Below are 26,678 nucleotides of genomic sequence, written 5' to 3'. Positions count from 1 at the left end.
GTAATCTCACTGTCCGGTCGTCGGCACACGGATGCGACGGCACAGACCGGCCAATCATATCAGCAGCAGGAGCAGTTCTGCCAGAGTCACCTGAGCAGATGCCGCCGGATGTCCTCGCCGACCGCACGCATCTGCGCCAGCGCCTCTTCGCGCCGGTCATCGCCGCGACGCCAGTTCGCGAGCACCGCGTAGGCGACTCGACGTGTCTGCGACATCGCGACGCCGATGTCGGCGCGGGCGCAGCCGATCGTGCCCGTCTTGTTCCAGAGCCACACCTCAGGGTCGTAGTAGTAATGCGAGAGCGGGTCGACGTTGAATGCGCTGGCAACCATCGAGCAGTCCATGCCGGCGCCGAGCCACCGGGTGAAGACGTCGATGCTCGACGATGTGAGCGTCTCGCCGCGTGCGATGCGCGCCACGAAGTCCGCGAGCTCTCGCGCACTGCCATGCGAAAGCGTCGGCGACTGCCCTGGCTGCATGGGCCAGCGCACGATGTCGTCGAGACCCGAGTCACGATAGCCCAGCCGCTCGGTATGCTGCTGCACGGCATCCAGCCCCACCACTCGACACAGCGTGTTCGTGGCGGCGTTGTCACTTACCGCGCCGATCAGCGTGCAGATGTCGTAGACGCTGAGCGTGTCAGCCTGCAGCAGATACCAGAGCCCGGAGTTGTCGATGACCTCCGACGGGCGACGTGTGATCCGCTCTTCAAGCACCCGCTCGCCGCGATCGACCTGATCGAGCACAGTGTGCAGCAGAAAGACCTTGCCGACGCTCGCGGTGTTGAGCACTCGATCGACGGAGTGCTCCAGCAGCACCTCGCCGGTGTCGATGTCGAACACCTTGGCCGACCACTGCATGGTCTCATCGTCGTACACCTGCATCAGATCTCCTCCTGCTCGCCCCGAACGAAGGCGCTCAGACGCCCTGTCCACGCCTTCGTCGACGCCTGCACCGTGATGCGATCGTCAGTGACGTCGGCCACCGCGGTCGCCAGCGTATAAAGGTCGTCACGCCGGTTCAGCACACCGGGCGCGCGCAGTGCCGCCAGCACACCGGCAGCATCCACCGTGCCCGACGACGTCTCAGCGCTCTCGACCGCCGACGACAGGGCACGACGCCGAGCGCGGCTCTCGACGAGCCACTCGTCGTCATCGGCGACGCTCAGCCCGGCCTGAGTGCCGTCGACGAGACGCAGATGGTTGGTGTGGCAGAACACGGCGGATGCGGCGGAGACCTCGCTCACCCGCCCGGCCGCGTTCTCGATCACGTCGGCTCGACCGGCGAGGGCATCTGCGATGTCGAACGAGAAGCCTCCGGCGCACGGAGTCTCGCGCACCACCCGGCGCGCTGCCTCCCCGTCAGACTGGCGTTGGGCATGACGCGCCACGAAGTGCCGCCCACAGCCGTTCACGGCGGGGGTCGTCACGGGAACGTGGTCGAGGCCGAAGACGAGACCCGCCGAGGTCGCGACGAACGAATTCGCGGGCAGCATTCCCGGGTACCAGATCACGGTGCAGCTGGGGTCGCCGTCGATGTCGAGCGTGATGAGGCGCACGTCGTCGCGAAGATGGGCGTCTCCGTCTTCGTTGTGGCCCAGTACGACATGGCCGTCGTTGGCGGTGCAGACGTCTGAGCACCCAGTGCCGTCGCGGCCGAGATCACCGCGCAGGTTGTACACCCAGAGATCGAGTTCGTGCTGACCGGCCCCTGCAGCGATCCAGGCGAGCTCCTGGGCCTCAACGGGCAGCTGTCGAGTGGTGCTGTCGATGATGCGGCTCAGTCGTTCGGCCCATTGCGGGTCGTCGATTCGGCTCATCAGCGACTGCCACTGCTGATCGACGCGGCTGCGCACCGAAGCGATCAGCTCGGCATGATGGCGACCGAGGGCGAGAAAGACCGACTCGCGATCACCGCGAAAGACCGTCCATGGCAGACCCGCGACAGTCGGCAGCGACTCGACCTGGGCGGTCATGCAGGCAGCCCGGTGACATGCTCGCGAATCTGCTCGCCGATGGCATGCATCGCCCGCAGCACAGGAGCACGCAGATCGTCGGGCTCGCCCTTCCAGTTGGCGGCGACCGCATAGGCGACGCCTGACTGCGGCCCGCTGACGACGCCCACATCGATGCGGGCGAAGTCGGTGCTGCCGGTCTTATGACGCAGCACCATCTGCTGGTACTCGGGTTCGACGTGTGCGAGAGGGTCAAGCAGGAACGCATCGGCGACCATCGAGGTGTCGACGTCTGCGGCAAGCCAGTCGAGCACCTGCTCGCTGACGGCAGCCGAAATGATCTCGCGACGCCCGAGCCGCCCGATCACGTCGCTGAGCTCGGCGGCGGTGCCGTACGACGGCGTCCAGGGCAGATCGGGGGTGCGCTCGTTGCGAATGTAGTCATGCAGTGACGTGCGCGCATACCCCAGCGCCGGTGCGACCGCGCGCACTGAGTCGAGGCCGCACAGATGGATGAGCGCGTTGGTCGCCAGGTTGTCGCTGACCGCACCGACCAGAAGAGCGGCGTCATGCACGGTGATGCGCTGATCGTGCATGCGATACAGCAGACCTGAATCGGCGACACGCAGCTCGTCGGGAATCTCGATGCGCTGCTCCGCGACCAGGCTGCCTTCCTCGAGTCGGCGCGCAGTCTCGATCAGCAGAAAGATCTTGCCGATGCTTGCGGTCTCACACTGCGTATCGGGCTGGTATGAGGCGAGCACCTCGCCGGTCTGCGCATCGGCGGCCTGGATCGACCAGGTCACACGTGGATGCAGCTCGGGAATCTCGATGGTCACTGCGGCTCCTTGTCGGTCGTTGCGGGGTCGGTCGTTGCGGGGGCGATCGTTGCGGGGGCGATCGTTGCGGTGTCGGTCATGGGCTGCGCTCCCGTCGGCGTGGCGGCCAGCTGTTCATGGCGATGTTCGAAGGGCGTACTCAGAATGATCGTGGTTCGAGTTGTGACCCGGGCATGAAGACGGATGCTGCCGATCAGCTGTTCCAGCGCGTCGGGCCCTGCTACGCGCACGAACAGCACGTAGCTGGCCGCGCCTGCCACCGAGTAGCACGAGACAATGCCCTCGACGTGATGCAGCCGCTCGGGGGCGTCGTCCGGCTGCCCGGGATCGACCGGGGTGATCTCGATGAGGGCGGTCAGCGAGCGCCCGAGCCGGTCGTAGTCGACTCGTGCCTGATAGCCCGTGATGAGGCCCGTGCTCTCGAGCCGGCGCAGGCGCAGCTGCACGGCCGACGTCGACAGCCCGGTCGCATCGGCCAGTGCGGCGAGACGCGCCCGCCCATCGCGCATCAGCAGATCGATGATGATGCGGTCGATCTCGTCGACTCTCTCAGTCATCAGCCACCACCTCTCTGCGTCTCAGATCGACTCGACGACCAGACGGGGATGCTCCGTCGCGGGAGCGCACAGCCGGGCAGTCGCGCCCATGGGAACGCTCGGCGCTTCGGGATCATGCCCGATGCCCAGCTCCCAGGCCACTGGAACACCCAGATCGCCCACGTAGTGCATCATGAGCGCACGAACGTCGTCGGACGGAGCGCAGTCGTGCCATGAGCCGAACACGATGCCGGCGGCCGCACGCAGCCAGCCGCAGCGCTGCAGCTGGATCATGAGGTTGTCGAGTCGGTAGAGGTCTTCTTCGATGTCTTCGAGAATCGCGATGCCTCCCGTGGGCAGCGTGAACTCAGGGGCACCGATCGATGCCGCGATCAGACTCAGATTGCCGCCGAAGGTACGCCCTCGCACCTCGCCGGCGACGAGCGTCTCGGCCTGAGGCCCGGCGATCACCCGACCGCCCCACGGCTCCATCATCCAACGATGCACATCGGCTCGAATGAACGACGAATCGTGAAACACCGCGTTGGCCGGCATCGGGCTGAACAGCGTGGGAACGCCGACGTGCGCGCCCCAGGCCTGATGCAGGGCGGTGACGTCGGATGACCCGGTGAGCAGCTTGGCTCGCCCGGCCGCGCTGATGCGTGCGTCACGCATCGCCGACCAGTCGATCTCGTCGAGCAGCCGCATCGCACCATACCCGCCGCGCAGGCAGACCACCGCCTGCGCCTCCGGGTCGAGCCATGCCTCGACGAGGTCGGCCCGGCGATCGTCGTCGGTGCCCGCAAGGTAGGGCAGCTGCCGGTCGGTGTCGTGGGCGTGGCGACCGACGACGGGACGCAGCCCCCAGATGCTCAGCTGCTCGACGGCATACGCGATGCTGGCCGCGCTGCTCGGGCCGGAGGGTGCCACCAGGCGCACGCGATCACCCGGGCGCAGCGGCGCCTCGCTGAGAAAGGCGTCGTCGAGAAAGCCCGCATCCGTGCTGGCATGGCCATGGTCGGCAACGCCGACGGTCTGGGGTGCCGCGCTCACGCCGTCACCCGCTCGATCTGCGGAGCCGCCTGCAGCAGCTTCTTGGTGTAGTCGTCCTGCGGGTCGAGCAGCACCTGTTCGGTCGTGCCGTGTTCGACGATGCGCCCCTGGTGCATCACGGCGACGGTGTCGGCGATGTTCCAGGCCAGACCGAGGTCGTGCGTGATCACCAGTGCAGAGAGCCCCAGGCGACGACGCAGCCCCAGCAGCAGGGCGAGAATCTCGCCGCGAACCGACGCGTCGAGCGATGCGACCGGCTCGTCAGCGATGAGCATCGACGGATGCAGCGCGAGCGCGCCTGCGATCACGACCCGCTGGCGCTGCCCGCCCGAGAGCTCCTGTGGAATCGCTCCCAGATAGCGCGATGCGGGGCGCAGCTCGGCGTTCTCGATGCTCTCGACCACGCGTGCGTGCTCGTCACCGCCGTAGCCCTGGATGCGCAGCCCCTCGGCCACTGACTCGTAGACGCTGAGCTTGGGGTTCAGCGCCGCCGATGGATCCTGCAGCACCAGCTGCACCTGCTGGCGAAAGCGCCTCAGCTCTTTCGACCGCGTCGGAATGGGGCTGCCCGAGTAGAGCACCTCGCCGCCGGGATCGACGGGCTGCAGACCGAGCAGCGCACGGGCGAGACTCGTCTTGCCCGACCCCGACTGGCCCACCAGTGCGAGAATCTCGCCGCGATGGCAGGCGAGGTTGACATCGTGCACAGCCGTGTGCGGGCGTTTGCCGGTGCGGTACGTGATCGACACGTTGCGCGCTTCGAGCAGCACCTCATCGGTCATCTCGTGGTTCAGCCCGTCATCGGGTTTGTCTCGATGCTGGCGCGTCACCGGATGCATGCGCGATGCAGGGTCGCCGATCGTCGGGAAGGCGTGTGCGAGCTGCTGAGTGTACGGCTCACTGGGCTCTGTGCAGATGCGGTGCGACTCGCCCACCTCGACCAGTTCGCCGCCGCGCATCACGGCGATGCGCTCGCACGCGGTGGCGAGCACAGAGAGGTCGTGACTGATCATCAGCAGTGAGATGCCCCGCTCGGTGACGAGGTGGGCGATCATGTCGAGAATCTGCTTCTGAACGATCACATCGAGCGCGGTCGTCGGTTCGTCGGCGATGATGATCTGCGGTTCGCAGGCCAGTGCCATGGCGATCATCACGCGCTGCTTCTGCCCACCCGAGAGTTCGTGCGGGTAGCTGGCGGCCTTGGCCTTGGCCAGGTCGACCGATTCCAGCAGCTCGTGCAGACGGGCACGCCGTGCCTCTGCGGTCTTCCATTTGCCCTTGGTGTGCAGTTCGAGGGCCTCGAGAATCTGCTGCCCGACCGTGCGCACGGGGTTGAGCGAGTGCATGGCTCCCTGAAAGACGATCGAGGCCTCGGCCCAGCGCACGGCTCGCAGCTCGCCGAAGCTCAGCTCGTCGACTCGCTTGTCGCCGAGCAGCACTTCGCCATCGATGCGGGCGTTCTTGGGCAGCAGCCTGAGCGCGCTCATGGCGAGCGTCGACTTGCCCGAGCCCGATTCGCCGGCGAGACCGAGGGTGCCGCCTTCCGGAAGAGCGAGCGAGACCCCCTTCACCGCGGCGACGGTGCCTCGGTCGTTGCGACCCGAGGTGCGATAGGTGATCGAGACGTTGTCGAAGACGAGATCCGGCATGGTCAGCGGCTCCTCAGTGTGGGGTTGACGATCGACTCGACGGCGCGGCCGACCAAGGTGAAGGCGAGCACGACCAGAAGAATCGCGATGCCGGGAACGAGCACGTACCACCAGTACCCGCTCGTCGCAGCCGAGACGTCCATGGAGTTCTTCAGGATGGTGCCCCAAGACTGCTGGTTCGGGTCGCCGAGGCCCAAGAACGCCAGCGTCGATTCCGAGATCACGGCAGACCCGACGGTCAGCGTCGTGTTGGCCATCACCAGCGGCATGACTGCGGGCAGCACGTGCTTGAAGATGACGTGCCAGTGCCCGGCGCCGAGCACGCGCGAGCGCTCGATGTAGGCGCGCGACTCGACCGACAGCGTCTGCGCCCGCACCACTCGGGCGGTCGAGGCCCATGAGGTGATGCCGATGGCGATCACGATCGTCAGCACGCCGCGCGACAGCACGGTCGAGAGCACGATCGCAAGAATGAGCGACGGCAGAACCAAGAAGAAGTCGACGATGCGCATCAGCAGCCCGCCGGTGAACCCGGTGAAGTGGCCGGCCGCCATACCGATCACGGTGCCGATGATCATCGACATCGCAGTGGCGGCGAACGCGACGATCAACGAGACTCGGGCGCCCCACAGCATCCGCACCCAGAGCTCACGGCCCTGATGGTCGGTGCCGAGAGGATGCGCCAGTGACGGCGGTGCGAAGCGTGGCTGATCCATGAGCTGCGTGACGTCGAGCATGCGCGCAGGAGCGATCACGGGAGCGAGAATGGCCAGCAGCACGATGACGACCAAGAAGATCAGACCGACCATGCCTGAACGGCTGTGGCTGAACAGTCGGAACGAGTCGCCGATGGCCTGAGTGCGGCGGCGCCAGGCCAGCCGTCTGGGTGATGTGGTGGATGCCATGGTGGTTTCGGTCGTGGTGGTCATGCCCGCCTCACTCTCGGGTCAAGCTGCCGGTAGATGAGGTCGGCGATCAGGTTCATCAGGATGATGATCGCTGAGAAGACGACGAAGGTGCCCTGCAGCAGCGGCAGGTCAGGACCGCTGATCGCCTCATAGGTGAGTTTGCCGAGACCTGGCCATGAGAACACCGTCTCGACGGTGACGGCGCCGGCGATCAGACCGCCGAGGTGCATGAAGACCAGTGTCACCGTCGGCAGCAGCGCGTTCGGCACTGCGTGACGGCGACGAACGAGATCTTCGCGCAGGCCTTTGGCACGTGCGGTCGTGAGGTAGTCGGCCGACATCTCTTCGAGCAGCGAAGCGCGCATCACCATGACGTACTGGGCGTAGATGACCGCGACCATGGTGATCACGGGAAGAATCATGTGGCTGATCACGTCGAGCACCAGTCCGAAGCCGCTCGAAGGTGCGTTGGGCGAGACCATGCCGCCGGTCGGGAACCAGTGCAGCGTGCCCCCGAAGACCATCAGCAGAATCAGGCCGAGCCAGAAGGTCGGCACCGACCAGAACACCAGCGACGTGCCGGTCGTGATCTTGTCGAACAGACCGCCGGCCTGCCAGGCCGCCTTCTGCCCGAGCCAGAGGCCGAGTGCGATCGCGATGACCGCAGAGGTCGCCGTGAGCAGCAGCGTCGGGCCGAGATACTGCACGATCAGCGATGACACCGACTGGTGGTACACATAGCTCTCGCCGAAGTTGCCCGAGAACACGTTGACCAGATAGTCCCAGAACTGCGCGAGCAGCGGTTTGTCCAGGCCGTACTCCTGCCGCAGCTGGGCGATCTGCTCGGCGCTCATCTGCTTCTCACGCGCCATGGCACGCACCGGGTCGCCGGGCAGGATCTTGAACGCGAAGAATCCGAGCACGATGACCATGGCGAGGCTGATGAGCGCCCCGCCGACCTTGTTCAGCAGATACCGCAGACCTGAGCCGCCGCCAGCGACGCTCTCTTCGTCTGCCTCGTTCTGCAGCACCGCCCCGACGGGCGCCACGACATCAGGCATGTCGACTCCTTGAAATCTCGACTGTTGCAGTTGTGTCTGCCGACCGTCGCGAGACGGCCGGCAGACGAAGCGGGGTGCGCCCGACCTCTGCGAGCGCACCCCTATGAAGCATTCTCGACCTATTCGACGTCGTCAGCGCGCTTCTTGCGACGAGCGAAGAAGATGACGCCGCCGATGATCACCACGACGAGCACTCCTGCGCCCACCCACAGACCGACTGCGGTGCCTGACCCGCTGCCTGCCTCTGACGCCGGCTCGACGTTGATGTAGCTCCAGTAGCCTGCCTGACCGGCGATCATGCCGTTCGAGGCGGGCTGCGTGCCGAATCCGGTGAATCGATCCGAGCGGTAGGCCTCAAGCGCCTTGCCGTACCACAGCGCGACCTGGGCGGTGTCGTCGTAGTTCAGACGCAGCATGTCGCGAACGATCTCGGTGCGCTTGTCATGATCCTGCTCTGAGCGCTGCTGTGCGTACAGCTTGTCGAACTCAGGGTTGCAGTAGCCGTCCTGCGTGGTGCCGTTGTTTCCTTCGGCATCGGGCAGGTTCTCACACGTGTTGATGCCGAGCTGGTAGTCGGGGTCGGGGTTCACGCTCCAGCCGCTGAAGTACATGTCGTAGTCGCCCTTGGCCGCGCGATCGCTGATCGTGTCGGAGTCAGACGACTGCACGTCGACGGCGATGCCGATCGACTGCATCCACGGCTTGAAGTACTCGGCGATCGACTGCTCGGTCGGTTCGTCGGCGTCGACGAGCAGTCGCAGCGACAGCTTCTGCCCGTTCTTCTCGCGGATGCCGTCGGCGCCGGCCTTCCAGCCGTCGTTTTCGAGCAGCTGCTTGGCGGCGTCCGGGTCGAAGCTCTTGATCACTGAGTCGTCATCCGGCAGGTGCCACTGGTCGAAGGCCGAGGGGATGAAGCTGGTCGCCACAGTGCCCTGACCGTCGAGCACCTGCTTGAGCAGTGCCTCGGAGTCGGTGCCCTGTCGAATGGCCTGTCGCACGGCTTTGTCCTGCAGCGCCGGTGATCCGGTGCCGTAGGCCTCGCCCTCGGGCGTCTTGAGCCCGGAGTTGATGCTGATCGAGGTGTACCTGCGGCCCTCGCCCGAATGGGTGGTGACGCCGTCGGCGCCGTTGAGCGCGTTGAACTGCGTCGGGCTCAGCCCGGTCACGAAGTCGATGTCGCCTGAGCGCAGCGCCTGCACCTGTGCGTCTGAGTTCGTGTAGTAGACGTACTGGATGCCGTCGATCTTGGGGCGACCCTGCCAGAAGTTGTCATTGGCCTTGAGCGTGATCGACTGGTTGGCCGAATAGCTCGAGAGCAGGAACGGCCCTGACCCCACGACATCGGTGTCGTTGGCGTAGTCGCCCTTGTCGGCGATGCCCTCCCAGACGTGCTTCGGCACCACCGGAATCTCGAGGCCGGGGTTCGGCGCCTGGGGGGTCTTGAGGTTGATGACCAGAGTCTGGTCGTCGGGGGCCTCGACGCTCTCGAAGTTCGAGACCAGGTTGCCGTTGGCCGTGCCGAGCTTTGAGTCGTTCATCATCTGCTCGTAGGTGAACTTCGGGTCTGCCGAGGTGATCGGCTGGCCGTCAGACCATTTCAGGTCGGACTGCATCTTGTAGACCCAGCGTTTGCCGTCCTCTTCGACCGTCCATGAGTCGGCCAGGCCCTTGGTCGGAGATCCGTCCTGCTGATCGTTCTGCACCAGGTTCTCGTAGACATTGCGCAGAATCTGCGTGGGCGTCAGGTAGATCGAGGTGAACGGGTTGAAGCTGTCGACGTGGCCCGACGTGGCGATGCGCAGCACCTGTTCGCTGCCCTCGCCCTCTGCCTGCGTCGTCACAGACGACTGCGCCGGCTCGGCGAATGCCGCAGCGCCGATGCCGAAGGCAGAGCCCATCACCAGTGCCGCGGTCGTGAACGTTGCGGCCAGCGGTCGCACCCGTCGAGAGATTTTTCCAGATCGCATAGTAGCTGTTCCTTTGTTCAGAGATCGATGATCATGACGGGATCATCAGCTCGCTAACATGATGCAAGCCGATGGCCCGACACACGTCAAACCGAAACAGGGCTTTCGTTGATCTTTTTACGTATCGGAAACAATGTTGTGACTTAGCAGAATCGCTCGTTGAATTCATGCGCCCTTGCATGAATCATGGATCTTTTCCAGCGCCATCGCTTCCCACTGCACCAGTTTACTCGTCTGGCCGGGCATATGCCGAACGATGGCGCAACGTATATATGATGCGTATCATGCCAGAATCCCCTCACGCCCCTCATAGTCTTCTGCACCGGATGACCGGCCCTCTCGCCATCGAGGGCCAGTGGATCTCTCCGTGGGTGACATTCGACTTCGAAGCCACCGAGATCGTGCCCTCCTGGAACCTCTCGGCTCCGCCCGAGGCGACGGTCGTCGTCTCACTGGAGGCTCGTCTCGACGACGGCACCACCACCGGCTGGCTGCCGACAGCCCACTGGAACGACCTGCCTGCCGACATCACCACGCCGTCGGCGACGACGCGTTCCAGCGAATCCTCCGACACCTCCGCACAGACGACTTCGCAGATCGTGTCTCTGCAGGTCGACACGCTCACGGCCTCAGCCCCCAGGCGCCTGAACGCCGCACGGCTGAAGATAGAGACAGATGCGCAGCCAGCCGGTGAGGCGGCCGTCCAGGTCGTGCTGCATCTTGCCGCGCTCTCCGGTTTCGCGCCCGGCAAGTGCCAGCATCACGAGCAGGGCCAGAATCACGAGCAGGGTGCGAACGAGCAGGGTGCGAACGCCTCTCGGAAGCCCCCGACAGCACCGCTCGCCGTGCCGGTGCGATCACAGATGCTGCACGCCGACACTCACCGAGCGGTCGGCGGCGGCGGCGAATCGTGGTGCTCGCCGACCTCGATGGTGATGCTGCAGGAGTTCTGGCGCGGTCGTCCCCTCGACGCCGAGACGAAAGAGCATCCGGTGCCGTGGACGGCGCTGCGCACCTACGATGCCGCATACTCGCGCGCAGGAAACTGGTCGTTCAACGTCGCCCATGTCGGCCGCCGCGAAGCCGACGGTCAGGGCCTCGAGGCTCTCGTGACTCGGCTGCACAGTCTGGCCGAGGCGCAGACGCTGACCGACGGCGGCATTCCCCTGGCGGCCTCAGTCTCGTTCACCAGCGACGAGCTGCCAGAGGCCGGCTACGAGACCGACGGGCATCTGCTCGTCATCGCGGGTTTCACAGCGAGCGGCGACGTGGTCGTGAACGACCCGGCCGCACCGGACGACGCCGGCGTGAGGCGCACATACCCTCGCGGAGTCTTCGACCTGGCATGGCGGCGCAGCAACCGAACCGTCTATCTCGTGCACCCGACCGACGTGCCGCTTCCGCCCGCGCCCGCCGACGAGCCGACCTGGTAAGCGGGGCGGCTCACTCCGACAGCAGCACCGCCAGCATTTCGATGCGCTGGTACAGCGTCGGCAGCACGATGTGTTCGCTCACCGCATGCGCTCCGCCGCCCAGCGGGCCGAATCCGTCCACGGTCGGCACGCCAAGCGACCCGACCAGATTCGTGTCACCGGCGCCGGCGGCCGGTCGGCCTGAGATCTCGACCCCCATTGCCGCACCGGCCCGCGCGACCCGATCGCAGAGCGCCGCGTCGGCATCCCCCGCCAGCCATGCCGGGCGGTGACTGAGCACCTCGACCTCGACCACTGCTCCCTCGCGAACCGGAGTCAGATGCTGCAGGGCGTCGAGCACGGTGCGCTCCGACTCGCCGTCGATGAAGCGCAGCCCCAGCTCGGCTTCGGCCTGCGCCGCCACCACGTTGGCGCGGGTACCGCCGCTGATCGTGCCCGAGTTGCACAGCACCTCGGTATGCTCGCTCGCTGCCGCCACGATGCCACGCACCCGCACGAGCTGGTCGACCAGCTCGTCGATCGCGCTGATGCCCTTCTTCGGGTCGAGCGCGGCGTGGGCGGCACGCCCGGTGACCGCGATGCGCACTCGCGTGCTGCCGCGACGACCCACTTTCAGCGCTCCGTCGGGGTGCGGCGACTCGAACCCGATCGCTCCGGCGACGCCCTGCAGCGCACGCCGCATCAGCTGCTGTGAGGTCGGCGACCCGACCTCTTCGTCGGCCACGATGATGATGCGCACGGGGCGATGCTCACGATCTCGCAGCACCTCGAGCGCGGTGAGCATGCAGATCACACCGCTCTTCATGTCGTAGACGCCCGGCCCCCGAACGACGTCGCCGTCGACGGCCCACGGCACGTCGCCCTGCAGCGTGCCGAAGGGCCAGACCGTGTCGGAATGGCCGATCAGCAGCAGCGGCCGCAGGTCGGCCTCGCCCGGCGCGCCCGAAACGGCGGATGCTGCGGCGACGGGGGCGCCAGGTGCGGATTCGGCGGCCTGCGCGTCGAACCGGCCGGTGCCTGGCACCTCGATCAACAGGTGTACGCCGGCCTCGGTCTCGACACGCTCGACCGTGCCGCCGACCGCCTCGAACCAGGCGCCGAGCAGATCGGTGATCTGCCGTGACGCTTCGAGGGCGAACGAGGGAGTCTCAAGCAAGACCAGCTCGCGCAGCCGTTCGAACACCTGCTCTCGGCCGTTCTGCACTCGCTCGTGGATCTCATTGCTCGTCGTCACCGCGTTCATCGTCGCTTCCCCTAGTCTCTCGTTCTACGATCGCCATGCGTGCCCTGCACGCATGCTGTGCTCCCTGCGACTTCTGCACTCTCGAACCGCGCGGCAGTCGCACGGCCGCTCTCGGCACTGCCACTGTCACACTCGGCACTGCCACCGCCACTCTCGGCACTGCCACCGCCACTCTCGGCACTGCCACGGCCACACTGATGTGCAACAAATGTGGCGAAATCCGACGTTCACCACATTCATTGCACCTCAGATACAGCGCTCGGTACGAATTACACCAGAACGCTGCACGACCCGGCAGCACCTGACCGACCGGGTTCGACCGCCGATGCAGTGCGTCGTCGCGCCTTCATCACCGGTGACGCGACACATAACCATCACCGACGATGTGACACATAAACCGAGGATACCTTCCCTGAAGTAATGCGGGAGTCACCGTATATCTTGCTAACAAACCTGAAACATAGGATACGTATACTCGTCTTTTGTGAACACTTGCACGACTTCTCAGCCCGACTCGAAACGAGCGGCCGAGGCCGCGGGCCCGCATGACCTGGCGCTCTGGAGCGGCACGCTCTCGGAGCACGCCGAGTTCATCGAGGCCAGCGCGCTCTACAACCGCGTCTTCCGCTACGGCGACAAAGGGCTGGCCCTCAACAGCAACCTGCTCAGCGCCTTGGTGCACAACGGCGGCTCCGCGGTGGGCGTGCGGGCTCCCTCGGGCGACCTGATCGGCTTCGCCTACGGTTTCCCAGGAACCGACGGGACTCATTCTTTCCATTACTCTCAGGCAGCCGTCGTCGATCCGGCATTCCAAGGGCACGGCATCGGCCGCATGCTCAAAGAGCAGCAGAAGCAGGTGGCGCTGGGCTGGGGCTCTCACCGCATGCACTGGACGTTCGACCCGATGCTCTCACGCAACGGGCACTTCAACTTCAACTCGCTGGGCGGCGTCGGCGTGAAGTTCGTCGAAGACTACTACGGCCGCGAGCGCACCGACCGCGTGCTCGTCGAGTGGATTCTGGACGACCGCCCCGACCCCTATGCCCGATACCGCAGCCTCGCCCCGCAGACCGCACTGGGCGAGAGCGACTGGGGGCACGTGATCGCCGACGGCGATCGACGCTGGGTGCCGATCGATGCGGGCATCAGCTCTGGCGACGACGAGACAGAGGCGATCAGCTGGGGCCGGGCCAACCTGCGGTCGAGCCTGCACGACCTGTACGACCAGGGCTTCGTCATCGTGAGCTGCCGGCGTCTGACCGCTGAGACGTCGGTCTACCTCGCGGTGGAACGAGCCGATGATGCCCCGACGCCTGCACCGAAGAAGGCCGCAAAGTGACGCCAGACACCCCACAGGAACGAGCCGAGCGCCTGCACGACCGCGCCCTCTCATCACCGCACGACCGGTTCGGCGAACGTCTCAAGACGAACGCCACCGCAGAGGTGCTGCAGACCCGTCTGATGCAGGCTGAGGTCGCCTCGCTCAACACCACGTTCGAGCATCTGACCGAATCGGGCGCTCTGCCGGCGGCCGCTGCCGCCCTGCTCGGCGCTCGTCGTCGCTATATCGTGGGCGCAGGCAAGTCGGCGACCTACGCCGCGCTGCTCGCCGCCGACCTCTCGGCGGCACTCTCGAACGTGTTCAGCGTCGACGGCCAGTCGTTGACCGAGCTCACCGTGCTCACCGACGTGCGCGCCACCGACGTGCTCGTGGTCTTCTCGCTGCGTCGCTACCGCGCCGAGAGCGTGCGCTTCGGTCGCCTGTTCGCCGAGGCCGGCGGCACACTGGTGGTCGTCACCGACTCGGCGGATGCCCCGCTTGCGTCGCTGGCGTCATGCCTCGTGATCGTGCAGACCGGTTCGGCCTCCTATGCCGACTCCCCCACATCCGTGGCAGCCGTCTGCCACGTGCTCAGCGCGCTCACCGCCGCGAGCGCCAAAGGCGCCCGACGACGGCTGACCCTGCGCGATCGCATCAGCGCCACGCTGGGGCTGTATCATGCAGAGCCGGTCGCAACCGACGCATCCGCCGCCGACAGCGACCCCGCAGACAAGGGCGACCGACGCGCGGGCGCGCGGCGCAGCGCAACCCGAAAGCACCGCAAGCACGACCACCAGAGAGGGAACTCCGACCGATGAAGATCACCCGCATCCAGCTGCACGAGGTGCGTCTGCCACTCGTGCACAGCTTTCAGACCAGCTCGCATCGCAAGTCGAGTCTCGATCACATTCTGGTCGAGCTGACCGACGACGCAGGTCGCACCGGCTGGGGTGAGATCGCCTCACCCGCCGACCCCTTCTACTGCCCAGAGACGACCGACACCGCCTGGCTGATCTCAGAGCGCTACCTCGTGCCCCGTGCGCTGGATGCCGACTGGGCGACGCCTGCCGAGCTCGAGACCGCCTGGGCGAAGATCCGCGGTCACGAGTTCACCAAGGCCGGCTTCGTCGGCGCGGCCTGGGACCTGTGGGCGAAGGCCGAGGGCGTCTCGCTGGCATCGGCGCTGGGCGGCACCCGGCACGAGGTGCGCGCGGGCGTGTCTCTCGGCATCGAGCCGACCATCGACGCGCTGCTCGAGCAGGTCGAGAAGCAGCTGGTCGCCGGTTACCACCGCATCAAGCTGAAGATCGCACCGGGGTGGGATCTCGAGCCGGTTCACGCAGTGCGTGCCGCGCACCCCGACATCGATCTGCACGTCGACGCCAACGGCGCGTACACCAGCGACGACCAGACGATCGACTACCTGTTGGGCCTTGACGCGGCGCATCTGACGATGATCGAGCAGCCTTTCGCCCCACGCGACTTCGTGGGGCACGCCCGACTGCAGCAGCGTCTGCAGACTCCGGTGTGCCTCGACGAGTCGGTGGTCTCGCTCGACGATCTGCAGACCATGATCGCGCTCGACGCCGGCCGCGTGCTCAACATCAAGGTGTCGCGCATGGGCGGGCTCACCGTCGCGAAGGCGGCACACGACCTTGCGACCGAGCATGGCATCCCCGTCTGGTGCGGCGGCATGCACGAGTTCGGCGTGGGGCGCGCTGCCAACGTGGCCATCTCGTCGCTGCCAGGCTTCACGCTGCCCTCAGACGTCTCAGGCTCGGACAAGTACTACGCTCGCGACGTCATCGTGCCGCCGGTCGTCGCGCACGACGGCACCGTGGCCGTGCCGTCGGCCCCGGGCATCGGACACGAGGTCGACGCCGATTGGGTCGCCGAGAACCGGCTGCGCCACCTCGACACCGATCTGGCGGAGTCGGCTCCGCACGGATCCGCTGAGATGCACACGGTTCCGCTCACATCGGCCTGATCCCAGCGAAACCGCGTACATCTCGACGGAACCGCGTACAGCTTCCCCCGCCCTGTCTCCCACCACAAGCACACCAGCACCCGCACGAAAGAAGTCACAATGTCAGCACCAGTCCTGTTCTTCGTCGACGAACTCGCCGAAGGCGTCAGCGCTGAACAGCGGTTCCACCAGGCCGATCCTGATGCGCCGCACATCAACGTCATGGATCTGAGCGTCACCCGCGGTGACGGCATCTTCGAGACGGCTGGCGTCCAGCACGGCATTCTGATGGCCATCGACGCGCATCTCGCCCGCTTCGCGCACTCGGCCGCCATGCTCGATCTGCCGAAGCCGCGGCTCGACGTCTGGCAGGCGGCCATCGAGGCCGCCGTCGCCGCACACGAGCCGGCTGATCTGCTCTCGGCGAAGTTCATCATGACCCGCGGAATCGAAGGCACCGGGGTGCCGGTCGGCTGGGTGTACGTCTTCGAAGGCGATGAGCACGACGGCGAGCGTGAGCATGGCATCTCAGCCGTCACTCTCGACCGCGGCTACCGTCACGACGTGGCGAAGACTTCGCCCTGGCTGCTGCAGGGCGCGAAGACTCTGTCGTACGCGGTCAACAAGGCTGTGCTGCGCGAGGCCGCGCGGCGCGGCGCCGACGACGTCATCTTCATCAGCAGTGACGGCTTCGTGCTCGAGGGGCCGACCTCGAGCGTGATCCTGCTCATCGACGGGCGCTTCGTCACCCCGTCGACCGACCAGGGCATCCTCGCGGGCACCACGCAGGCCGACGCGTTCGCCGTGCTCGAGTCACTGGGCCATGAGACCGAGTACCGTGAGGTCACCGCCGACGAGCTGGGTCGTGTCGACGGCCTGTGGATGCTGTCGAGCACCCGGTGCGCGGCTCCCGTTCGCGAGCTTGATGGGCAGGCCATGCCGATCGCTCGTGAGATCACCGATCAGCTGAACGACGCGCTGCTGGTGCGCACGAAGTAGCACGCGCAAGCACAGCAGCACACGCGCAAGCACAGCAGCACAGAGGAGCACCATGTCGTCACAGAGCCTCACTGATTCCGCATCAGCGGCATTCCCCGCAGCAGCCGAGCTGCCGCTCGTCTTCGACGGGCACAACGACCTTGCCTGGGCCTGCCGCGAGCACCACGACTACCGTGTCGACGGAGTCGGAACGGGTCTGCCAGATCTGCACACCGACCTGCCACGGCTGAGAGCCGGTCGCGTCGGTGGCCAGTTCTGGTCGGTCTGGGTCGACGACGAGGCGCTGCACGGCGCCGAGCAGGTGACCGCGACGCTGGAGCAGATCGACTTCGTGCATCGGCTGGCGGCGCAGTATCCCGACGATCTGCAGCTGGCCCGCACTGCGGCAGACGCTCGGCAGGCCATGCAGCGCGGCCGTATCGCATCGCTGATCGGCATCGAGGGCGGCGACCAGATCGACGAGTCGCTTGGCGTACTGCGCTCGTACGCCCGGCTCGGCGCCCGCTATATGACGCTCACCTGGGCTCAGACGATTCCGTGGGCAGACTCGTCAACTGACGAACCGCGCAGTCATGGGCTGAGCGAGTTCGGCCGGGAGGTGGTCGCCGAGATGAACCGCATCGGCATGCTGGTCGACCTCGCCCACGTCTCGGATGCGACCATGAGTGACGCGCTCGACGCATCCACCCTGCCCGTGCTGGTGAGCCATTCAGGAGCGCGCGCCCTGTGCGACCACCCGCGCAACGTGCCTGACGAGCTGATTCGGCGCATCGGTGCCACCGGAGGCTTGCACATGGTGGCCTTCGTGCCCTCGTTCGTCAGCCAGGCGCGACGCGACTGGGTCATCGGCGGCGAGCAGGGAGAGCCGCCGATGGTGACCGTCGCCGACGTCGCCGACCACATCGAGCACGTGCGCGATCTCGCAGGCGTCGACGCCGTCGGAATCGGCGCTGACTACGACGGCACGGGCAGCATGCCCAGCGGACTCGACGACGTCAGCGGCTACCCCCGGCTGCTCGCCGAGCTCGCCGACCGTGGCTGGTCGAACGCAGATCTCGACAAAGTCGCCCACGAGAACGTGCTGCGCGTTCTGGAGGCCTCAGACGCGAACCACCTCGCCTTTCTCGCAGGCGAGCGCTGAGGGCACGCCCGCGCGGCATCCCACGACCAGCATTCATCGACAGACCACCTGCACCGACAGACCGGCTCCATAGGCAGACCGGTTGCACTTACAGACCAGCTGCACCAACAGAAGAGAGCGACCATGACCACCACCGACCGTCTGACAGCCCGCACCGCACCTCGTGTGCTCGTCGTCGTCAACTCCACGTCGAGCGGCCTGCGACGGCTGGAGCGGTGGCTTGAAGAGGCCGGACTCGACCTCGACCAACGGATCGGCAGCGAGGGCCTGCCGGCGGGCCTCGACGGGTACGACGGGCTCGTGATGCTCGGCGGGGGGCTCATGCCCGACGATGACGAGCGTGCGCCCTGGCTCGCTCAGGAGCGTCGGCTCGCCGCTGAGGCCATCGACCGTGACCTGCCCACCCTCGGCATCTGCCTCGGCGGTCAGGTGCTCGCCCAGGTGTGCGGCGGCACAGTCAAGGCCAAGACGGGTGTGCCAGAGCGAGGGATGACCCGCATCAGCACCACATCGGAGGGAACGGCAGACCCGGTGATCGGCGTCTTGGCCCCCTCTGCGCCCATGATCGAGAACCACGAGGATCGCATCACCGCGCTCGGCGATCAGGCCGTGCTGCTGGCCAGCAGCGCCGACTGCGAGTTCCAGGCCTTCCGACTCGGTCGGCATGTGCGCGGCCTGCAGTTTCACCCTGAGGTGAATGCCGAGCGGCTGCGCACTTGGGATGACGCAGCGCTGGCAGAGCAGAACTTCGACCTGGCCCACATGATCGCCGAGGCCGACGCCCACGACGGCGAGAACACCGCGATCAGCCGCGCGCTGGCCGACGCCTTCGCCAGCGAAGTGCGCGAGCACGCCGAGGTCTCGCGATGAGTCTGCACGTCGATCATCTGCGACCTGATCGCGACGCGCTGGCGGCTGCCGGTGCGGCGGCGCTCGAGCAGCGTCTCGATGCGGCAACACTGCGCATGGCGCCCTCGTTCAGCGCTGCGGTGTTCGACGCGGATGGTGTGGTCGCCTGGATCGGCCGAGGTCACCAGCGACGAGATGCGGCCACGCCGACACGTGACACGATCTATCGCATCGCCTCGATGTCGAAGAGTTTTCTGGGCGCTGCGGCGCTGGTGCTGCGAGATGAGGGCCGCCTCGACATGCACGCACCGGTCACCGATTATGTACCCGAGTTCGCAGCGGCGACTTACCAGGGTCGACCGGTGCACGTGACGCTCGACATGCTGATGTCGAACCGCGGCGGCCTGGCCGAAGACAACCCCTGGGGCGACAACCACCTCGGCGCCTCTCGGGCCGAGATGAGCCGGGTGCTGAGCGACGGACTTCGTCTCGCCCTGCCTCCGGACGAGACCTACCAGTACTCCAACCTGGGCATCTCGCTGATCGGGCGCGCCATCGAGCAGGTGACCGGGCAGCCCGTCGAACGGTTCGTCTCAGAGCGGCTGCTGCGCCCCCTGGGCCTGCACCACACCGCCTACTCACTCGACGACATTGCGACGGAGTCTGCTCGGCCTGACGCCGCGACCGGCTGGCGCACCTTCGATTCCGGCGCGTCGTGGGCGAACGAGCCCTATGTCGGCTGCGGCGCGCTCGGCTGCATCGGGGCGCTCTTCAGCACCGTCGACGACATCGCCGCATGGGGCCGTTTTCTGCGCTCCGCCTTCACAGACCACCCGCTGAGCGAAGACGTGCTCTCGGCTGCGGCGCGTCGCGAGCTGCAGCGAGTGCACACCATCATCGCCGGCACTGACGAACGGCTGTCGAGCCGGCCGCTCACCGGTGCCGGATACGGCTACGGTCTGGTCGTCGAACACCATCGACGTCTCGGGCGCATCGTGCAGCACTCGGGAGGGCTGCCCGGGTTCACCTCGCATATGCGCTGGCACGTCGACAGCGGCGTGGGTGTGGTCGTCTTCGGCAACAGCGACGCCACCAGTGCCGCAGCCATCGCGATCGACGTGCACGACCGGCTGCTCGACGAGGTCGTGCTCACATCAGCTGCCGAGCCGAGCCGAGCCGAGCCTGCCGGTGTGCTCGGGGCTCAGCTGCGCCCATGGCCCGAAACGCTGCGCGCCGCCCGGCTGCTCGATGCGCACGTGCGCACCGGCGAGCAGTCGATCGCATCGCTCAGCGATCTCTTCGCACGAAACGTCCTCACTGACGAGCCCGTCGATGTGAGAGACGCCGCTCTGAACGCTGCCAGGGCGCGCGTCGGGGGCGTGCCGACCGCAGCATCCGCCCTCGAAGCCCGCCTGATCGACGCGCCCACTGAGGCCGTGCTGCGCTGGCGTGTGCCGGGTGCAGCCGGCGAGCTGATCTGCACGCTGCGGATGGTCGGGCTGAGTCACCCGCTCGTCCAGGCATTCAGCGTGGTCGCGGGAGACGCCGGTGCCGACGATCGGCCGAGTGCCATGCGCAGCCTGCCGGTGACTGCCGAACCTGGTCGGTGAGGCAGCCACCCGGCAAGGTCAGGCGAGCGCGCCCATCGGATCCCACGCGTCGAGCACGATCGGCTCGGCGCTGATCGCGGCCTGCAGCTCGGCGGGCAGACGGTCTTTGCGAACGACGACCTCGAAGACGTACTCGTCGAACCAGGAATCGTGCATGGTGCAGAAGCCCTTGTCGAACTTCTCGATGCCCCAGCTGTTCTCGACTCGCCAGCGACGGGGTGCGCCGGGCTGCTCTGCATCGTCGCTGGCCAGGTCGACGCCGGTGAAGAGCATCGCGTGCGTCATCTCGCTGTCGCCGTAGCGAATGCGGTCTTCTTTCGTCGTGCTCAGATCAACGCCGTACACGCCGGAGTAGTCGAACAGGTCGGCAGCCCAGACGCCGTCTTCCCGGTAGAACTGCGGGTCGACGTCGCAGCCGAACCAGACCGGCTCGCCGTCGGCGATCGTGGCCGCCGTGACGCTCTTGATCGTGTCGATGTCTGCGTTGAGGTAGAGCACCGGGTCTCCGCCGACGACGTTGCCCAAGTGGGCGACGGTGAGCGTCGAGCCTTTGGGATGCTCAGGGCGCGGGTCGTCGACGAGGCAGATGTAGTCGCGCAGGTCGATGTCGGTGTACTCCGCGAGGAACTGCTGGGGGGTGAACACGCCCGCACGATGGAACTCGTTCTTGTCGTCGTTCCACTGCCATTCGAACTCGGTCGGCGGCACACCGAGGTGAATGGTCAGAATGGTGTGTGTATCGGCCAGCAGGCGGTCTTTGAACGCACGGGCGTCGTCGAGGCTGGCGCCGGATCGCACGAGTTCGCGCAGCTCTTTGGCGCCCTTGCGCAGCAGGGTGCTGAGCGATGAGTTCATGCGGCTCGTATTGCCCGACGACTCGGTCTCTGGCATGACCTCTTTGGGCACCACGCCGTGCTTCAGAAAGACGCTGACCTCCATGTTCCACTGCCCGCCGTCGCTCAGCAGGTTCTTCAGCAGAAACGACATGAGGCGGTCATCCGGCTCACGGTCGGCCAGGGCGATGACGTCTTCGAGAAAGTAGTTGGCTCGCTCGATCTTGTCCCAGTACATGGCATGGTTCTGGCTGAACTCGAAGTTCTTGACCCCCAGCTTCTTTCGCGTGTCGCTGCGCAGCAGGTTGAGCGCGGCGAAGAGCCAGCATCGCCCGCTGTTCTTCTGGTTGGCGGCCTCCCAGTCGTCAAGGCGATTCGACATGCTGCGAGGCGTGTCGATCAGACGCTGACGATTCAGCGCGATGTCGTCGATCTTCGACTTGGTGACGGCGTTCTCCGCGCGCACACGTGCGGGGTCGGCGAGAAACTGCTGTCGGAGCTGACCGAGCAGATCAGGTGAGAGGGAGGATTCGGGAATGGACACAGTTGCTTCTTTCATCTCTGGTGGAGTTGGCGGTGCGAGGTCACTCGCGGCTTCTCGGGGTCGAGGCAAGGGCGGCCCAGGTGAGTCCGAGTGCCGTGTCGATCATCGTCTCATAGGCGACGATCGTATCGGCTGCCGCGCAGAACCCCTGAGAGTGCAGTGGATGCTGCACTCCCGGAATGCTGACCCATGGGTGCAGGCTCGGGATGCGCTGGGAGACATTGCCCATGTCTGTGGAGCCCGGCACCGGCAGCCGGTCGGGCAGCAGCGATCGACCGAACCGGGACATCACCTCGTTCCAGGCATCGGCGAGCGCCGGGTCTTGTGCCAGGGGTTCGTATGTCGGCTCGGTCGAGGTGATGGCGAGTTCGACGTTCGCCGCATGCGCGGCGCCCTCGAGGCAGCGCGTCACGCGCGCTGACAACGCTGCAAAGCCCGTGAGCGTGTCACTTCTGAACTCGAAGTCGAGAACTGCATGGTCAGAGATGACGTTGGTGGCGCATCCCCCGTCTCGCGCGATGAGCGACATGCGCTCCTGCGGCCGAATCTGCTGACGCAGCAGCCCTGCCGCGACCTGCGCGATGACTGCCGCATCATTGGCGTTGCGGCCCAGATGAGGTGCTGCCGCTGCGTGTGCTGAGACTCCGGTGAACTCCGCGCGGAAGCGCCCGATTGCGAGCGATCGGGCACTGTGGGCGTCGTAGCTGTATCCGTCTGGCACGGGGTGGGCCATGATCGCGATGTCTGCGTCGTCGAAGGCGCCCTGCTCCAGCAGCAGAATCTTGCCGCCACCGTGCTCTTCGGCGGGGCAGCCGATGACGACGACCCGTATGCCGGTCTCTTCGGCGACTGCTGCCAGCCCGACAGCGGTCAGGAGCCCCTGCCCCAGAATGATGTTGTGCCCGCACGCATGGCCGATCTGCGGCAGTGCGTCGTACTCCAAACAGACGGCAACCGTGAACGGATCACTGCCCGCGGGTTCGCCTGCGTCGTACACGGCGGTGAAGGCTGTGGGCAGATCGGCGACGTCTTCGACGACGAACCCGCGCTGGCCGAGAAAGTCACGGGCTCGCTGCGCGCTTCGATGCTCGTCGAACGCGGTCTCAGGGTCGTCGTGAACGACCTGCGACAGGCTGTGCACCGCACTCAGCTCTGACAGCATGCCTGCCACGCTGCGTCGCTCGGCGTCGGTGGCGGTGCTCTCTGCCAGCCGCCTGCGCAGGTGTTCGGTCAGCAGATCATGCATGAGCAGCCTCCGTTCTGCGGTCGAGCACGCTCCCGGCCCGCGCGCCCGTGGGGCGTCCGTCGTTGAGAGCGGTCACTCCGGCGACCAGCACCCGTTCGATGCCCACTGACAGCTGCCATGGGCTCTGGTAGGTCGACCGGTCGGCCACCGTGATCGGGTCGAACATGACGAGATCGGCGATCGCTCCGGTGGCGACACGTCCCCGCCTCGCCAGCCCGATCCGAGATGCCGGCAGTGACGTCATCTTGCGCACGGCCTCGACGAGATCGAGCACATCCGTCTCACGGGCGTAATGCCCGAGCACACGGGTGAACGTGCCGAAGCTGCGTGGGTGCGGATTGCCCTCGCGACTCATGTCGAGTATCCAGCCGTCACTGGCGACGGCAGTGATCGGATGCCGCAGAATGGTGCGCACGTCGGCTTCGGCCATCGAGTGGTTGATGATCGAGACGGCCGCATGGTGGTGTTCGAGAACCCGCAGGGCCGCCTCCTGCGCAGTGCACCCTTCGCGAGCTCCGATGTCCACGAGCGAGTGTCCGACGGCCCAAGAGTAGCGCCCGGCCGGGAGGTCGGCGATGATGACTCCGGCCGGGTCGATATCGTGCCCGAAGCGAGCAGCCAGCTCACCCGCGATCTTGGCGCGCGTCTCGGTGTGACCGAGTCGGCGCACCAGTGCCTCAGGCCCGCCGTCCATGGCCCACGGCGGCATCCGCGATGTCAGCGTGGTGCTGGATGCCGTATACGGGTAGACGTCGGTGGTCGCATCGACGCCCTCCGCTCTCGCTGCCTCGATACGGTCGAGCGCATCGACGACTGTTCCGTGGTTCTCGGGCCCCATGGCCTTCAGGTGAGAGATCTCGAGTCGAACCCCTGTGGCACGGGCGACGTCGAGGGCTTCGTCGACGGCATCGACCAGACGGTTCGTCTCGTTGCGCATATGCGTCGAGTAGAGCATGCCACTTCTATGCGCAGTCGCCGCGAGCGCCCGCAGCTCTTCGGCGTCGGCGAAGACGCCCGGGGTGTAAATCAGCCCCGAGGTGAAGCCGAAGGCGCCATCGCCAGCCGCCTGCTCCAGCATGGCCTGCATGAGTGCGAACTCAGGTTCTGTCGGCGGTCGTCGTTCCATGCCCAATGCGGCGATGCGCAGCGCATTGTGTCCGACCTGTGGAGCGATGTTGACAGCGGGCTGCGCGGCATTGATCGCACGCCGGAAGCCACGCAGGTCCGTCCAGTCGAACGTCGTCCCAGACGTATCCATGAAGCCGATGGATTCGCGCATCATGTCGAGATCGATCACGGGAAACGGCGAGAAGCCGCAGTTTCCCGTCACCAAAGTGGTGACTCCCTGTGTGAGCTGTGTCTCTGCCGAGGCCGCTCCCTGAATCGAGAAGTCAGCGTGCGAATGCAGATCGATGAATCCCGGGCACACGACCTTTCCCACTGCGTTGACGTGCTCTCGTGCTGCGAGCGGCTCTGTGGTGATCGCGACGATGATTCCGTCGCTGACGCCGACGTTGGCGGTGAACGGCGCGCGCCCCGTTCCGTCGATGACGGTCGCCGAATCGAAAGAGAGATCGCATTCAGCCATGGGTTCCGACTCCTCAGTTCGTGATTGTCGCGTAATTGTCGATTGTGCAGATGGTCATTGATACGGGCGATGAGTCTGCACCGCGACATGGTGTCAGAGGCGGCGCAGACTCATCGCTGATCAGCGAGAGAGACTCATCGGGTCTCGAAGAAGAGAATGACCAAGTACATCAGACAGGTCGGCACAAGCAGCAGCCATCCGGTGATGATCATGTTCTTCAGGTTTCTCGACCCTGCGAGACCCATGGCTCCGATCATGTTGCCGTTCGGGAACGGACCATAGGTGTCGGCCTTCGAGGCGAAGAGCAGCACGATGACCCAGGCGCTGGCCGGAACGCCGAGGGCGGCTCCGATGCCCCCGAACACTTTGTCGATGAGCACCACCTGTGCTGCGGTTCCTCCGGGAACCCCGACCCAGCCGAGCAGCGCGATGATGATGGTGAACGCATAGGCCGATCCGCTGGCGAGGCTGTCGCCGAAGCTGTCGAGGATGACCTGGAACGGAGCCAATGCGTCGATCTGTGCGAAGAGCACGGCCAGCAGCCAGAACAGTGCGAACATGCTGATCATGCCCGACATCCCGTCGTACATGCGCTTGAGCACACCGACGAGCGACAGGCCGCCGGCCAGGCCCGTGGCCACGGCGATGACAGGCAGGGCCAACAGCGGGAACGTCGTTCCCGAGTTCGAGACGATCGCATAGGCGACGCTGACGACCAACGTGATCACGAAGGCAAGAGTGGCCGCGCCCACACGGCGCTTCTCACCGGGTTCGCTCTGAACCGGCTCGATCGTCTCGTAGTAGTCGCTCGCATCGTCTTTCGTGCGCTTCTGCATCCAACGCACGACGAAGACGCCCAAGATCATGGTGAGCAGAGCAAGCGGGCCGGCACCGTAGATGACGAAGTCGAGATACCCGACCTCGGCAGCCTCCATGATGACCACGTTCGAACCGGCGAACGGAGCGAGAGCGAGACCGGCGCATCCACCGGTGAACATCATCGATGCAGTCGCAGACTTCGTGAAGCCCACGCGAGCTGCGATCGGAATCAGCACGGGTGCTGCGATCGCCAGCGCACCGGCCAGTGTGCCGAGGCTCAGCACCAGAACCAGGCATGACACCATGATGCCGATGCTGATCGCAGTCTGGCCACGGCCGCCGACCAGGCCCATGATGCTTCGCACGATCTTCTCGGCGACTCCCGTCTCGCGCAGCACCTCGCCCACACCGGCACCAAGCATGATGATGAGACCGATGACGACGAGCGAGTCTGCCAAAGAGTCCCCGAGCATGACCCCGGCGTCTTTCGGGCTGGGATGCAGCATGGCAAAGCCTGCGATGATCGCCGCGACCGTGGCGATCACGACGTCCATGCCCATCAGGCAGAGCACGGCGTAGAGAACGATCGGCAGCACTCCCCAAAGCGTGGGAGCGCTGTTGAACGCGCCGAGTATGGCAGAGGCGACGATACCGACCAGGGCGATCACATAGGTGATGCGCTCTTTCGTCGAGAGCGGGCCTCTCTTCTCGAGGTGGGCATGCAGCGCTGTGGACATCAGGTTCCTTCCGCGGGGGGATCTACAGCCGAGCTCAGGCCAAGCTAATGCAAGGATGTTGCAGTTGTGTTTCGAATCCTAAAGACGACAGCGAACGCTCGTCACCGATCTCGGGCGCAAATATACGATTACGGGCGCATTTGCCCGATGCATCAAGGCAGGCGACGTGCCCGACGAGGACATTCTCGCTACATATGAGCCACACCTGAGTGATCATATGAATCGTATAGCTTCTTCGAGTCCTGCTGATGCCGCTCAGAGGCCGAACTTTCCCGAACGTGAGCCGGACCGGTCGCGACGGCCTGGCGGGTCAGGGCCGCGGTGTGATGCCCGCAGAGAACCGACTTAACGAGAGAGCCGCGGTCACAGACACATGATGTGT

22 protein-coding genes are annotated in these 26,678 nt (G+C 65.9%); 8 read left to right on the top strand and 14 right to left on the bottom strand.

Going from position 1 to position 26,678, the window contains the following annotated elements; genetic code table 11:
- Positions 1-86: 86 nt before the first annotated feature.
- From F8O08_RS00110 to F8O08_RS00070, 9 genes are all read right to left on the bottom strand, one after another.
- Positions 87-884: a serine hydrolase gene (locus F8O08_RS00110; protein WP_158042245.1), complete on the bottom strand. Its 798-nt coding sequence runs from the start codon at positions 882-884 to the stop codon at positions 87-89.
- Positions 884-1,975, bottom strand: coding sequence for a C45 family autoproteolytic acyltransferase/hydolase (locus F8O08_RS00105; protein WP_158042244.1), 1,092 nt, complete (start codon positions 1,973-1,975; stop codon positions 884-886). The genes F8O08_RS00110 and F8O08_RS00105 overlap by 1 nt, the downstream gene beginning before the upstream one ends.
- Positions 1,972-2,793: a serine hydrolase gene (locus F8O08_RS00100; protein WP_225733515.1), complete on the bottom strand. Its 822-nt coding sequence runs from the start codon at positions 2,791-2,793 to the stop codon at positions 1,972-1,974. The genes F8O08_RS00105 and F8O08_RS00100 overlap by 4 nt, the downstream gene beginning before the upstream one ends.
- Positions 2,790-3,350 (bottom strand): Lrp/AsnC family transcriptional regulator, encoded by a 561-nt coding sequence (locus F8O08_RS00095; RefSeq protein WP_158042243.1) that lies wholly within the window; start codon positions 3,348-3,350, stop codon positions 2,790-2,792. Before F8O08_RS00095 ends, F8O08_RS00100 begins: the two co-directional genes overlap by 4 nt.
- 21 nt (positions 3,351-3,371) lie before the next feature.
- Entirely contained in the window at positions 3,372-4,382 is a 1,011-nt protein-coding gene (locus F8O08_RS00090; RefSeq protein ID WP_158042242.1) for a S66 peptidase family protein, read from the bottom strand.
- Positions 4,379-6,031 carry an ATP-binding cassette domain-containing protein gene (locus tag F8O08_RS00085; protein ID WP_158042241.1) on the bottom strand — a complete coding sequence of 551 codons (1,653 nt, stop codon included), beginning with the start codon at positions 6,029-6,031 and terminating at the stop codon, positions 4,379-4,381. The genes F8O08_RS00090 and F8O08_RS00085 overlap by 4 nt, the downstream gene beginning before the upstream one ends.
- A 2-nt stretch (positions 6,032-6,033) precedes the next feature.
- Complete coding sequence (locus F8O08_RS00080) at positions 6,034-6,960, bottom strand: ABC transporter permease (RefSeq protein ID WP_225733488.1); 927 nt, start codon at positions 6,958-6,960, stop codon at positions 6,034-6,036.
- Positions 6,957-8,000, bottom strand: coding sequence for an ABC transporter permease (locus tag F8O08_RS00075; protein ID WP_158030514.1), 1,044 nt, complete (start codon positions 7,998-8,000; stop codon positions 6,957-6,959). The genes F8O08_RS00080 and F8O08_RS00075 overlap by 4 nt, the downstream gene beginning before the upstream one ends.
- A 119-nt stretch (positions 8,001-8,119) precedes the next feature.
- Positions 8,120-9,967: an ABC transporter substrate-binding protein gene (locus F8O08_RS00070; RefSeq protein WP_158038660.1), complete on the bottom strand. Its 1,848-nt coding sequence runs from the start codon at positions 9,965-9,967 to the stop codon at positions 8,120-8,122.
- A gap of 326 nt (positions 9,968-10,293) precedes the next feature.
- Between F8O08_RS00070 and F8O08_RS00065 the strand changes: the two genes are divergently transcribed.
- Positions 10,294-11,400, top strand: coding sequence for a C39 family peptidase (locus tag F8O08_RS00065; protein ID WP_192497664.1), 1,107 nt, complete (start codon positions 10,294-10,296; stop codon positions 11,398-11,400).
- A 10-nt stretch (positions 11,401-11,410) separates the two neighbouring features.
- Here the strand turns inward: F8O08_RS00065 and F8O08_RS00060 are convergent, their stop codons facing one another.
- Positions 11,411-12,634, bottom strand: a complete 1,224-nt coding sequence (locus F8O08_RS00060; RefSeq protein WP_225733514.1) for a M20/M25/M40 family metallo-hydrolase — start codon at positions 12,632-12,634, stop codon at positions 11,411-11,413.
- A gap of 493 nt (positions 12,635-13,127) precedes the next feature.
- Here F8O08_RS00060 and F8O08_RS00055 point away from each other — a divergent pair, with 493 nt between their 5' ends.
- The 7 genes from F8O08_RS00055 (at position 13,128) to F8O08_RS00025 (ending at position 20,529) form a co-directional block, all read left to right on the top strand.
- Positions 13,128-13,982, top strand: a complete 855-nt coding sequence (locus F8O08_RS00055; RefSeq protein WP_192496941.1) for a GNAT family N-acetyltransferase — start codon at positions 13,128-13,130, stop codon at positions 13,980-13,982.
- Positions 13,979-14,782, top strand: a complete 804-nt coding sequence (locus F8O08_RS00050) for a MurR/RpiR family transcriptional regulator (RefSeq protein WP_225733489.1) — start codon at positions 13,979-13,981, stop codon at positions 14,780-14,782. Before F8O08_RS00055 ends, F8O08_RS00050 begins: the two co-directional genes overlap by 4 nt.
- Complete coding sequence (gene menC / locus F8O08_RS00045) at positions 14,779-15,951, top strand: o-succinylbenzoate synthase (RefSeq protein ID WP_158038664.1); 1,173 nt, start codon at positions 14,779-14,781, stop codon at positions 15,949-15,951. Before F8O08_RS00050 ends, menC begins: the two co-directional genes overlap by 4 nt.
- Positions 15,952-16,050: 99 nt before the next feature.
- Positions 16,051-16,929, top strand: a complete 879-nt coding sequence (locus F8O08_RS00040) for an aminodeoxychorismate lyase (protein ID WP_158038665.1) — start codon at positions 16,051-16,053, stop codon at positions 16,927-16,929.
- Between the two features lie 52 nt (positions 16,930-16,981).
- On the top strand, positions 16,982-18,070 hold the full coding sequence (locus F8O08_RS00035; protein WP_225733490.1) for a dipeptidase: 1,089 nt from the start codon (positions 16,982-16,984) through the stop codon (positions 18,068-18,070).
- 123 nt (positions 18,071-18,193) lie between these two features.
- Positions 18,194-18,940, top strand: coding sequence for a type 1 glutamine amidotransferase (locus F8O08_RS00030; RefSeq protein ID WP_158038666.1), 747 nt, complete (start codon positions 18,194-18,196; stop codon positions 18,938-18,940).
- A complete protein-coding gene (locus F8O08_RS00025) occupies positions 18,937-20,529 on the top strand; it encodes a serine hydrolase domain-containing protein (protein ID WP_158038667.1) in 1,593 nt (530 codons plus the stop codon). The genes F8O08_RS00030 and F8O08_RS00025 overlap by 4 nt, the downstream gene beginning before the upstream one ends.
- Before the next feature lie 18 nt (positions 20,530-20,547).
- On the opposite strand, the gene F8O08_RS00020 is transcribed toward F8O08_RS00025, so the two are convergent.
- The 4 genes from F8O08_RS00020 to F8O08_RS00005 all read right to left on the bottom strand — a co-directional run bounded on the left by F8O08_RS00020 (position 20,548) and on the right by F8O08_RS00005 (position 26,296).
- Positions 20,548-21,906, bottom strand: a complete 1,359-nt coding sequence (locus tag F8O08_RS00020) for an aminopeptidase C (RefSeq protein ID WP_225733491.1) — start codon at positions 21,904-21,906, stop codon at positions 20,548-20,550.
- 40 nt (positions 21,907-21,946) lie between these two features.
- Positions 21,947-23,152, bottom strand: coding sequence for an amidohydrolase (locus F8O08_RS00015; protein ID WP_158042238.1), 1,206 nt, complete (start codon positions 23,150-23,152; stop codon positions 21,947-21,949).
- A complete protein-coding gene (locus F8O08_RS00010; RefSeq protein WP_158038670.1) occupies positions 23,145-24,740 on the bottom strand; it encodes an N-acyl-D-amino-acid deacylase family protein in 1,596 nt (531 codons plus the stop codon). The genes F8O08_RS00015 and F8O08_RS00010 overlap by 8 nt, the downstream gene beginning before the upstream one ends.
- Positions 24,741-24,874: 134 nt before the next feature.
- Positions 24,875-26,296 (bottom strand): Na+/H+ antiporter NhaC family protein, encoded by a 1,422-nt coding sequence (locus F8O08_RS00005; protein WP_158042237.1) that lies wholly within the window; start codon positions 26,294-26,296, stop codon positions 24,875-24,877.
- Between the last annotated feature and the right edge of the window lie 382 nt (positions 26,297-26,678).

It is taken from the genome of Pseudoclavibacter sp. CFCC 13611 (assembly GCF_008831225.1).
Taxonomy (GTDB): domain Bacteria; phylum Actinomycetota; class Actinomycetes; order Actinomycetales; family Microbacteriaceae; genus Pseudoclavibacter_A.
The sequence above is the reverse complement of the archived record's forward strand: the minus strand, read 5'-3'. Positions and strand labels throughout refer to the sequence as shown.